Genomic DNA, 10283 nt, shown 5'->3' on the forward strand with positions numbered 1-10283 from the left:
CACCACCTTCACCTATTACCCGGCCAACGACCCCGACCCCAGCCTCCGCGGCCAGCTCGCCACCGTCACCAACGCCATCGGCCATGTCACCCAGGTCACCGCTTACGACCTCAATGGCAACCCGCTCACCGTCATCGGCGCCAATGGCACGCCCCAGCACCCTCGCCTACGACGCGCGTCAGCGGCTGAGCAGCCGCGCGGTCGGCGGCGAAGTCACCAGTTATAGCTACGACGGCGTCGGGCAGCTCACGCGCATCACCCTGCCTGATGGCAGCAGCATGCACTACAGCCACGATCAGGCACATCGACTCATCGCGATCGCCGATTCCCTGGGTAACCAGACGCGCTACACGCTCGATGCCATGGGCAACCGCATCCGCGACGACTCTCTCGACCCGGCCGCCAGCTTGTGCAGTTCCGCCGCCGCAGTTTCGACGCGCTCGGCCGTCTGGTCCAGGACATCGGCGCTCGCGACCAGATCACCACCTACACCTACGACCCCAATGGCAACCGCAGCACGCTCACCGACCCCTTGAGCCAGCGCACGCTCTTCGCTTACGACGGCCTCGACCGACTGATTCAGCTTACCAATCCCGATCTCGGCCAGACCCGCTACCGGTACGACGGCCAGAACCGCCTGATCCAGGTCACCGACCCAAGACACCTGCGCACCATCTACACCGAAGACGGTCTCGGCAACCGCCTGCAGCAACAGAGCCCCGACACCGGCCAGACGACCAGCACCCATGACGCCGCCGGCAACGCAGTCACCCGTACCGACGCCAAAGGCCAGGTCACGAGCTATGCCTACGATGCCCTCAACCGCCGGACCCAGGCCGCCTACCATGACGGCAGCGAGACACGTTACCTCTGGGACCAGGGCGCCAACGGCCTTGGTCGCCTGACGCGAATCGAGGACTACCGCAACAACCAGCTTACCGGCAGCGTGCAGAGCAGCTACGACCCGCAGGGTCGCCTGCTCAGCCAGACGCGCAGCGTTGGTAACGTCGCGCACACGGTCAGCTACGTCTGGGCTGCCGGTCGACTCGCCGGCATCACGCTCCCGAGCGGTCGCCAGGTCAGCTACACTCGCGACGGCGCCGGCCGCATCAGCGAAGTTCGCCTCACCGACACCGCCCCCGGCGGCAGCGGCCAGACCCGGGTCATCGCGGGAAACATCAGCTACCACCCCTTCGCCGGGGTGAGTGCTTACGTCGACGGCGCCGGGCAGTCGCACTACCGCAGCATCGACCAGGACGGCCGGATCGCAAGCTACACCCTCGGGCAGCCAGACCTGGTTGCTGAACCACGATCTCGCCGGAAGAATCACTGCCCAGTTCGACGTCGGCAACGCCACCCAGAGCATCACCTACGGCTACGATGCGCAGGACCGCCTGACCAGCGCCAATCCGCCCAATACCAGCTACGGCTACGCCTGGGACGCCAGCGGCAACCGCATCAGCCACACCCTCGGCAGCAGCACCCGCGCCTACACCATTGATCCGGCCAACAACCATCTGCAGAGCGTCGGCAGCGTCCCGCCCCGGATCTACAGCCACGACGCCAACGGCAGCATCATCAGCGATGGGCACGAACAGCTTTGCCTATGACGGCAAGGGCCGCCTGGTCCAGGCCAGCACCGCAGCCGGGCTGACTGCCTACCAGTACAACGGCCTTGGCGAACGCGTTCGCAAGACCGGTTCGACCGATGTGGTCTATCACTACGACCCCGCGGGTCACCTGCTGGCGGAGAGCACACCGGATGGCCGCATCGCGCGCGAGTATCTGTGGCTCGACGACGTGCCGCTGGCGGTGCTGCAATGAAGACGATCGACTCGGCGCAGACGCAATCGCCACTTCGGTCGCCGTGGCACCGACTGCTGCTGGCACTCGGTGCTCTTGTCTTCAGTGCTCAGGCCGGCGCGCTGAGCTGTGATATCGACGGCGATGGTGACATCGATCGCGGTGACCTCGCTCTCATCCAGCAGGCCATCCTCGCCCGCCTCCCCGCAACCGGGCCGGGCGATCCGCGCGACGCCGACGGCAACGGGGTCATCAACTCCCTCGATGGGCGCTTGTGCGCCCTGCGCTGCACGCGCGCCCGCTGCAGCGCGACCAACAGCCCGCCGGTGGCCAACGCGGGCCCCGACCAAAGCGTGCCGCGCGGCAACCTGGTGACTCTCGACGGGAGCGCCTCGCGCGACCCCGAGGGCGCGAACCTCAGTCTGGCCTGGTCGCTGATCGGCAAACCGCCGGGCAGCGCCGCACTAATTGCAGGCAGCAGCAGCGCCTCGCCGACTTTCACGGCGGACCTCGCCGGTGACTATGTCGTTCAGTTGATCGTCCATGACGGGCAAGTGGCCAGTGCGCCGGACACGGTCAACATCAACGCCAGCGCCAGCAACACGCCACCGACGGTCAGCCTGAGCGCTCCACTCGCCAACCAGCGCTTCACGGCCCCGGCAACGATGATCGTCAGCGCCGACGCAACCGACGGCGATGGCCAGATTGCCGCCGTGACCTTCTATCAGGGAAGCACGCCGATTGGTACGGTATCCAGCGCGCCGTATCGCATCACTTGGGGCCCGGTTCAAGCAGGTCGCTACGCGCTGAAGGCCCGCGCGACCGACGACAGCGGCGCAACGAACTGGTCGGCGGCGGTGCCAATCACGGTAACGAACGATACTGCCGTACAGGTCTACTATCTGCACAACGATCATCTGAACACCCCACGGATGGTCACCGACCAAGCCAAGCGGGTTGTCTGGCGCAACCTGCCGCTCTCCGAGCCCTTCGGAATGACTCCGCCCGAGGAGGACCCGGATGGTGACGCACAGGCCTTCACCTTGAACCTGCGCTTCCCGGGGCAGTATGCGGATCGGGAGAGCAGTCTAAGCTACAACTACTTCAGGGATTATGATCCGGAGACGGGGAGGTATTTGCAGAGCGATCCGATTGGGTTGGCGGGGGGCATAAATACCTACGCCTATGGCACTGCGAATCCTTTGAGTAACGGCGACCCCATGGGTTTGTGGGTTTATGGCGTGTACGACAACGCTACTGGCCGACTCACCATCAGCGATTTGGAAACCGGCCAATCAATACCGGGAATCTTCGTCTCTGGCGGCCATCCATTTGGAGAACCGATTCCCAACGGGATCTATGACATTCTGCAGCATCCGGACCCGGACTTCTACCGCTTGGAACCTGTTGATCCTTCATATGGTGACGACACCCACGATCGAAGCGGCCGGGATTACTTTCGCCTGCACCGACCAGGCCGAACTATCGGATGCATTGCGGCCGACGATGCCAAGAACTGGAACGAGGTGCGAGACTTGGTTCGTCAGACCTTGGCGGACAGCGTCGTCGTACAGAGCAAATCTCGGCGTCCATGGGCACCGTCGACGGAGCGATTAATTAGATACGGGAAAATCGTGGTCATTAATTCAAATTAGGGGCAAAGATCATGGCAACGTCCGCTATATATCTGCGGCTACTCGCATGTTGTGCCTTCGCACTTGCATTAGTTGAACTCGCCCTAATTGTTGAGCGGGCAGGAGCTGCTTTCTTTAAGGCGTACAAGTTCTATTTCGACGGTGTCTCGCCGATTATCCTGAGCCGGGATACCGTCATTTCGTTTTTCTTCGCGGCGGCGGCCTTCTTCTGTATTTGCCTCCTTGGCATCGTGGTATCGACTCGGCGAGACCCTCGCGCCGCAAGACTCTTTCGTGCATCCGCCTTCCTAAATATCACGGGCATAACAATCATCGCCCTGTTGCTCATGAGTCCATTCGTTCGCACATAGATGGCTCTATGTCGTTTCCTGTGGAGCAGGCCACTGGCCGGCACCCAAGCCGGTCCGGCAGAAAGGACTTCACCTCCCTCGGGCGCGGGGTCAGGGGTGGCTGGGGGCACCCGAAGGGCCCGGCAGAGGCATCCGCCTCAGCGGAGGCGGTTTCACACGAAACGCCACAAACCCCGATTCTGCCTATCTGCCCAGAATGGACGCCAATCTGCAACCCGCAGAGACAAACACCTTGCCGTATCATTGGGTCTTTCCAAACGCAACGACATAGCAAACTCCTTGAACGCATTCGTCGCTCGATCCATCTTGGCCCTCGCTACCCTCGTGATCAGTGCATCGGTCATCGCCCAATCCTCGAATCCCATGCTGACCGTCGACAATGGGCGCGGCAGTCGCAGCCTCAGCCTCGACGATTTGCGTGACCTCCTGGAAACACGCGAGATTGAGGTCGTCAATCCGGATCTGGGCCGACCGGTTAACTACCTCACGTTTTCGCTCGCCGATGTTCTCAAGCTGATGGGTGCGAGCAACGCCGAAGATCTGGTTTTCCATTGCCTGGACGGCTACCAGAGCAGCACCGCCGTGGCCAACGTCGCGAAACTCGACCTCCGGCTCGCTTACGGCGAAGACGGCATCCCGGGCCAGTGGTCGCTCATCCCCACCGGCAAGACGATGACCAATCCGGCGCCATTCATCGTCGTCAGCGCCAACACCTCGGACTCGAAGGTGTTTTCCTGGCCATTTCAAATGAACCGGATCGAAGCCGTCTCCTTCGCCAGCAAGTTCCCTCTGGTCCTTCCCACGGGAGTATCCGCGAACAGCGCAGTCGCCAGGGGCTTCACCATTTTTCGCGAGCAATGCCTGAAATGCCACTCGGTCAACCTGCAGGGAGGCGAAATCGGCCCCGAGTTGAACATTCCGAAGAACATCACTGAATACCGTAGCACCAGCTTTCTGCGTCAGTGGCTGCACGATCCAAACCAGTTCCGGGCCCGCGCAAGAATGCCGCCAACCGAGTTGACCGCCGAGGAAATCGACGAGGTGATCGCCTACCTGCGGCATATGGCTCGCCACAAGCAGGGAGGATAGCGCGCACCGACAGCGATCAGGCGCTGCACGTGCTGCACTCACAGTGGGCACGGCGGCGTCCCGTACTGTGCGCAGATCACCCGGAGTCGATCGAGCAGATTTCCGCCGGCCGACTGAGAGGCTGTCGTTTCTTACCCTGCGTACCGTGATGCGTATAGACTATGCGCATGATCACGAACAGGACGCCCGACATGCGCGCCACCTATATCACGCAAGCCTCCAAGAAAGCGACAAATCTCAGCGTCAACGCGGACTTGCTGCGCAAGGCCAAGGAAATGGATATCAACCTCTCCGCCACCTTCGAGCAGGCGTTACTTGAAGCCCTCAAGCAACGGCAGCGCGAACAATGGCTGGCGGAGAACCGGGCAGCGATTGCGGCGTACAACGATCACGTCGAGGAGCATGGGTCGTTCAGCGATGGACTGCGGACGTTCTGATGCCTCAGTTCGGTGCCTACCGGAATCCGAACCCGCACACCGTCGCCGATTACCCGCTGCTTCTGAACGGTAACCGTTCACTCCCCCTTAAGAAACGGCGCCAACGCCATGCTTTTGCGGCATAATTCGTGACCATGACGGCGACACGATGGCCACGACGAGATGCGTTTAAGCAAGCATGACCTTTTCCAGATGGACGACGAGTGGCTGAAGAAGCTGCCGGCGGAGCTATTGCTGGAAGTATCGAAGCGACTGCTGCACGACGTTAAGGAGTTACAGGATCGGCTGAACCAAAACCCGGGCAATAGCTCGCGGCCGCCGAGCACAAAGGCACCGTGGGAGAAGGCGCCCGACCCGGCCGTGGGCAACGGCGCACCAACCGAAAGCGGAGCTGGCGAAGCCGCTGCCGAAACCGCAGAGGGTTCGGCGCCAGCGCAAGAGACCACGCCACCAGTAACCGAACGCCCATCGCCCCGAAAGGGTTCGGGAAAGCCGCCGGGCAAGCAACTTGGCAGTCAAGGCCATGGTCGCACGCAGAAACTGGCCGTTACTGACCGTTGTGCGCACCGACCCGAGAGCTGCGCGGCTTGTGGTGCAGTCCTGGCGGAGGATGCCGAGTCGCAGGCTTACACGGCCTGGGACGAGGTCGATATCGCGCCGCCAGTCGAGGGCCGCATCGGGCTGATGTTCAGCGTCACGCGCCACACGCTGCTTGAAGGGCGCTGCGCTTGCGGGCACGTCAGCCGTGCCATGCCCTGGCGGGCGCCGCCCGACGCGCAATGGGAAAAGGTTGAGCTGGGCGAATGGCGCCTGGTGGGTCCTCGCCTGGCCGGCGTCATCGTTCTGCTTGCGCTGCGAATGCGCCTGTCACGAGCGAGCATTCGCGAGCTCCTGCGGGAAGTCTTCGACCTGTCGCTGAGCACCGGCGTGATCGATGAGACGATCCGGGAAGCCGGCCGTGCCAGCTTCCCGCTGGAGGATGCCCTGGTCGCCGACATCGTGCAGGCGGCGCAGTTGCACGTCGATGAAACGTCGTGGTCGGAATCAGGCGTGCTGCTGTGGTTGTGGGCGCTGGTCAGCACCTCTACGGTGCTGTACCTCATCGGCCCACGTACCCGCGAGATGCTCGAGAACGCCCTGCAGGACGGCTATACCGGCATTCTCATCAGCGACGGTTACGTCGTCTACCGAAACTGGGAAAACCGCCTGCGCTGCTGGCCCCACCTGATGCGCAAGCTGCGCGGGCTGGCCGAATCCAGTGATGGCCGGGTGTCCCGGGTTGGGCAAGAGATGGAAGCTATCCTGACCGCGCTGATGGCGGGTATCTATGCGGCGCGGCTCGATCCGCCGCCGCAGGCGCTACCCGAGATCTACGCCGCCGAGGTCAAACGGCTCCAGCACCTGTGCGAGGTGCATCAGACGGATCAGCATCCGGCTCTGCGTAGTGTCGTGCGCGAATTCCTCCACGACTGGAAAGTCATCCTGCGCCCGCTCGCCGAGCCCCTGCTGCCGCTCTCCAACAACGCCGCCGAACAGGCGCTGCGACACTGGGTCATTGCGCGCTACATCAGCCACGGCACACGTTCCGAAGAGGGATCGCGCGCCTTCGCTCTCCTGGCCAGTGTCATCGAGACCTGTCGTCGCCGCTCGCAAAGGGCGCTTCAGCTTGGCATAGGGGAGTGAACGATTACTCTGAACGTGCAGAGCGACCTGATTGCGGAACTCGGAACGCGCGTGGTCGTACCTCTCTGCCCGGCCGCGGCAATGAAGGGCAAACTGCTCGACACGCTCACTCCCGTATTCGAAGTCGAGGGCAAGCAATACGCCATGCTCACTCCCCAACTGGCGGGCATTCCGAAAAAGCACCTTGGCACCCAGATCGCAGACCTCGTGCAGCGTCGAGACGAGATCATCGCCGCACTCGACTTGCTGATCACCGGGATATAGCCGTGCTCCCTTGACGGGGAGAACTCCCGGGAGGTGCTCGGCTTCACGTGCACCACCACAACGTCACTGCGCCTTGCCGCCGCTGTTCGCCCCCTGGCCAAGCGGCCTGCCGATGTAGCTTGCGTCCTCGAGTTCCTTCTGGCCGGTCGCGTCATCGACCAGTTCCGGGTACACGCGCCCAACAAAAAAGCCCATGCCAATGACCGTCCGAACGTAGCGCGTCTGACCGGCATCAAGGGTGAAGGTGAGCTTCTTCTCGACTTCGGTCGAGGTACTTACCTCCTGGCTGCCGGGAGCCTGGTCGACGAAGAAGAACCCCCCGGGTTTCGATTCACCAATCACGGTTCCATTCAGCATGATCGATGGTTGAACCGCTGCACCCACCATGCTGCCACTGCGATAGAAATAGATGCGGCCCTGATCGGCGCTCAAGGTCGGAATCGCCGACTTCATTTCCGCTAGCTTTGGTCCGGAAGCGCAAGCGGCGAGAAGCAGAGGGATTAACACTGCAGCACAGAGACGATTGAATTTCATTGCGGGAGCTCCTTTGCCTCGAGCGGCAGGTTTATTGATTCAGTCAGTGGTGAAAACGATTTTTCCACGGGAAGATAGAAGCCGACGAGGCGGCCACTGCTTACAACCGGATACGCCTCATGCATATGCGCGCCCTCGACGGTGAACACCGCGTTCGTCGGTTTCAGTACGCGCCCTTGAGTGATTGCACCGAGGTCAACAAACTCGGTCCCGGCCTTGATACTCCGCTCGTAGCCGGAATCCAGATGCACCGAGACCGTTTGAGACGCGACATAAATCGTCTCTTGAGGCGGGTTCATCCTCGACAGTTGTGCTGGGTAACGATTGATCTCGCTCGCGCATCCGCCGATCACGAATACCATTGTCAGCAATACGCCAGTTGGTTTTCTCATTCGATTCAATCCGCCGCTTCGTCGCGCCAAGAAATGCTACATCGAGTTGTCTTAATATCGCAGAGCCATTAACATCTTTCAGCCGAGGCAAAAGGAAAGACCTGACCCCGCGACTCTTGTTCATCGGGCGGCCGCGTCGATGCTGGGACGGCTACCCCACGGCGCTGCTCCGTTGGCAGGGCCGGCGGTCAGGCCAGTCCACCCGTTCGATGGGTTGCCTCCAGCATTGGCGTCCAGGATTTCATGGGTCAGCAACGCTTCCGCTATGCGGCGCAGCGCTGCCCAGTCCGGTGGCCATGACTTGCCATTGCGCATCACTGCTATAAAACGTGTATCCGGCGTCGAGGTTCTCAAACTGCCCCAGGAAACCCTGAGCCACCGAGAGATCCGAAGCGGTCACCACATAGAGGAAGTTTGCGGCCGGCAGATTGAAACTGTAAGTCTCCGTGGTCGGCCAACTGAAGTCGCTGCCAACGAAGTTCGTCGCAGCAGTCTGCGTGCCGTAGAAGAGTGCGTAGGAGTTATCGACAGTAATATTTACCTTAACCGAGACTGCTTGTGCCGGCAGTGAAGTTAGAGCGAATAGCACGCCAATCGCACTGACACTCGATAACGAGCAGACCTTCGAAGCAACGTCTTTTATATCGCCACCTTCTCATATTGATAGACGACTCTAACACCATCAACATGCCCCTGAATGCAGAACTAATGCACGCAGCGACTCACGGCAAATGCCACATCCCTGCTCTTTGGCAAGGCAAAAGTCAAGACCTGACCCTACCGCCGGTTGGTGACCCCACCGCCTCTGACCCCACCGCCTCGCGCGAACAATCCTGCAATCGCTGTCAAAAACAACCAAAAAGTGGGCGGAGTTGGAACGGAAGACACGGCCCTATCAAACTGAATGTCAAATACACCACATTTGAGATCGTAGTTAAAATCACAGGTAACTTCAACGGAAAGCACAGGAATACTACTGATTAAACCTCCGAAGGAACCTCCATTTAAATCCGCAAAGCCAATTAGATTACCCATCAAACCTGGACTATCATAGGCACGAATTACACCGCCATCAATAAAGTTTGACCACGCCCCAACACCGCTAATTGGCGCGATAAAATCAAACACAATATTTCCGTTCCATCCATTCCCGTTCAAAATAAGGCGATCACGTCCTGGCTTTGGAATCTGATAAGCGTGTCCATCTACCACTTGCGCATTTACATAGCGAAAATCAATACCAAGCAATGTAAATTCAGCCGCCGGGCCTGCATCCTCTACATGATAGCCACTTGCAAAGCCAGACAGCGGCGAGGCGTCCAGGTTTACGAGCACAAAGTCGTGACTCAGCGCGTTCTGAAAGTCTCTTTCATTTGTGTAAGCGACAACCGAGGCAACAGCGTGAGCGCTAAAAACCAACCCAAGAAATGACATTGCACACGAGCAAACCTTCGAAGAAACGTTTTTCATATCGCCACCCCCTCACATTATTAGACGACTTCAACAACAGCAACACGCCCCTGAATTCAGAACTACTGCACGCAGCGACTCACGGCAAATGCTACATCCCCGTTCTTTGGCAAGGCAAAACTCAAGACCTGACGCCGTTCGACGGTGAAAACGGCGTTCGTCGGCTTCAGTATGCTGCCCTGCGCGATTCCCCCGGCGTCCACAAACTCGGTCCCGAGCTTTATGCTCCGTTCATAGCCGGAATCGGGATGCACCGAAACCGTTTGCGACGCGACAAACATTTTGTTCTGCGACTGCCTCGCCCGAGATAGCTCTGCCGGGTAACGAGTAATCTCGCTCGCGCATCCGACGACACCAAGCGCCATTGCCAAAAAGGCGGCCACCTGCTTTTTCATTGCGTTTCCCTTCCCGCTTTGGCGGCTGCGTGCCGAGACCCTATTGTTCGCAGATCTAAGCGGGCAAGAGTCAAGACCTGACCCCGCCACCCGTTGTTGTCAGCAATACGCCAGTTGGTTTTCTCATCCGATTTAATCTTCCGCTTCGTCGCGCCAATAAGTGCTACATCGAGTTGTCTTAGTGTCGCACAGCCATTAACACCTTTCAGCC

General features: G+C 60.2%; 13 protein-coding genes. 8 read left to right on the plus strand and 5 right to left on the minus strand.

Annotation, left to right across the window (positions count from 1 at the left end):
- From V5B40_RS19755 to V5B40_RS19795, 8 genes are all read left to right on the plus strand, one after another.
- A partial coding sequence (locus V5B40_RS19755; protein ID WP_332356103.1) for a hypothetical protein occupies nucleotides 1-226 on the plus strand: 226 nt, incomplete at its 5' end.
- 183 nt (nucleotides 227-409) lie between these two features.
- Nucleotides 410-1501, plus strand: coding sequence for a hypothetical protein (locus V5B40_RS19765; protein ID WP_332356104.1), 1092 nt, complete (start codon nucleotides 410-412; stop codon nucleotides 1499-1501).
- Between the two features lie 83 nt (nucleotides 1502-1584).
- Entirely contained in the window at nucleotides 1585-1824 is a 240-nt protein-coding gene (locus tag V5B40_RS19770; protein ID WP_332356105.1) for a hypothetical protein, read from the plus strand.
- The gene (locus tag V5B40_RS19775; RefSeq protein ID WP_332356106.1) at nucleotides 1821-3458 is read left to right on the plus strand and encodes an RHS repeat-associated core domain-containing protein; all 1638 of its coding nucleotides are present in this window, start codon (nucleotides 1821-1823) and stop codon (nucleotides 3456-3458) included. Before V5B40_RS19770 ends, V5B40_RS19775 begins: the two co-directional genes overlap by 4 nt.
- A gap of 674 nt (nucleotides 3459-4132) precedes the next feature.
- Nucleotides 4133-4897, plus strand: coding sequence for a cytochrome c (locus V5B40_RS19780; protein WP_332356107.1), 765 nt, complete (start codon nucleotides 4133-4135; stop codon nucleotides 4895-4897).
- A gap of 191 nt (nucleotides 4898-5088) precedes the next feature.
- Complete coding sequence (locus tag V5B40_RS19785; RefSeq protein WP_332356108.1) at nucleotides 5089-5334, plus strand: type II toxin-antitoxin system CcdA family antitoxin; 246 nt, start codon at nucleotides 5089-5091, stop codon at nucleotides 5332-5334.
- 162 nt (nucleotides 5335-5496) lie between these two features.
- On the plus strand, nucleotides 5497-7017 hold the full coding sequence (tnpC, locus tag V5B40_RS19790; protein ID WP_332356109.1) for an IS66 family transposase: 1521 nt from the start codon (nucleotides 5497-5499) through the stop codon (nucleotides 7015-7017).
- Nucleotides 7018-7032: 15 nt separating this feature from the next.
- Nucleotides 7033-7281, plus strand: coding sequence for a CcdB family protein (locus V5B40_RS19795; RefSeq protein WP_332356110.1), 249 nt, complete (start codon nucleotides 7033-7035; stop codon nucleotides 7279-7281).
- A 63-nt stretch (nucleotides 7282-7344) separates the two neighbouring features.
- Here the strand turns inward: V5B40_RS19795 and V5B40_RS19800 are convergent, their stop codons facing one another.
- From V5B40_RS19800 to V5B40_RS19820, 5 genes are all read right to left on the minus strand, one after another.
- Complete coding sequence (locus V5B40_RS19800) at nucleotides 7345-7713, minus strand: DUF2846 domain-containing protein (protein ID WP_332356111.1); 369 nt, start codon at nucleotides 7711-7713, stop codon at nucleotides 7345-7347.
- A 98-nt stretch (nucleotides 7714-7811) separates the two neighbouring features.
- Nucleotides 7812-8207 (minus strand): hypothetical protein, encoded by a 396-nt coding sequence (locus V5B40_RS19805; protein WP_332356112.1) that lies wholly within the window; start codon nucleotides 8205-8207, stop codon nucleotides 7812-7814.
- Nucleotides 8208-8448: 241 nt separating this feature from the next.
- Nucleotides 8449-8796: a hypothetical protein gene (locus tag V5B40_RS19810; protein ID WP_332356114.1), complete on the minus strand. Its 348-nt coding sequence runs from the start codon at nucleotides 8794-8796 to the stop codon at nucleotides 8449-8451.
- A 188-nt stretch (nucleotides 8797-8984) separates the two neighbouring features.
- Complete coding sequence (locus V5B40_RS19815) at nucleotides 8985-9677, minus strand: hypothetical protein (protein ID WP_332356115.1); 693 nt, start codon at nucleotides 9675-9677, stop codon at nucleotides 8985-8987.
- Between the two features lie 62 nt (nucleotides 9678-9739).
- Entirely contained in the window at nucleotides 9740-10072 is a 333-nt protein-coding gene (locus tag V5B40_RS19820) for a hypothetical protein (protein WP_332356116.1), read from the minus strand.
- Between the last annotated feature and the right edge of the window lie 211 nt (nucleotides 10073-10283).

Source organism: Candidatus Accumulibacter meliphilus, assembly GCF_036625345.1.
Taxonomy (GTDB): domain Bacteria; phylum Pseudomonadota; class Gammaproteobacteria; order Burkholderiales; family Rhodocyclaceae; genus Accumulibacter; species Accumulibacter meliphilus.

Bases quoted from the DNA above. Each gene is read 5' to 3' on its own strand.
- V5B40_RS19770 (WP_332356105.1), top strand. From the start codon at position 1,585: ATGGGCACGAACAGCTTTGCCTATGACGGCAAGGGCCGCCTGGTCCAG.
- V5B40_RS19775 (WP_332356106.1), top strand. From the start codon at position 1,821: ATGAAGACGATCGACTCGGCGCAGACGCAATCGCCACTTCGGTCGCCG.
- V5B40_RS19785 (WP_332356108.1), top strand. From the start codon at position 5,089: ATGCGCGCCACCTATATCACGCAAGCCTCCAAGAAAGCGACAAATCTC.
- tnpC (WP_332356109.1), top strand. From the start codon at position 5,497: ATGCGTTTAAGCAAGCATGACCTTTTCCAGATGGACGACGAGTGGCTG.
- V5B40_RS19805 (WP_332356112.1), bottom strand. From the start codon at position 8,207: ATGAGAAAACCAACTGGCGTATTGCTGACAATGGTATTCGTGATCGGC.
- V5B40_RS19815 (WP_332356115.1), bottom strand. From the start codon at position 9,677: ATGAAAAACGTTTCTTCGAAGGTTTGCTCGTGTGCAATGTCATTTCTT.
- V5B40_RS19820 (WP_332356116.1), bottom strand. From the start codon at position 10,072: ATGAAAAAGCAGGTGGCCGCCTTTTTGGCAATGGCGCTTGGTGTCGTC.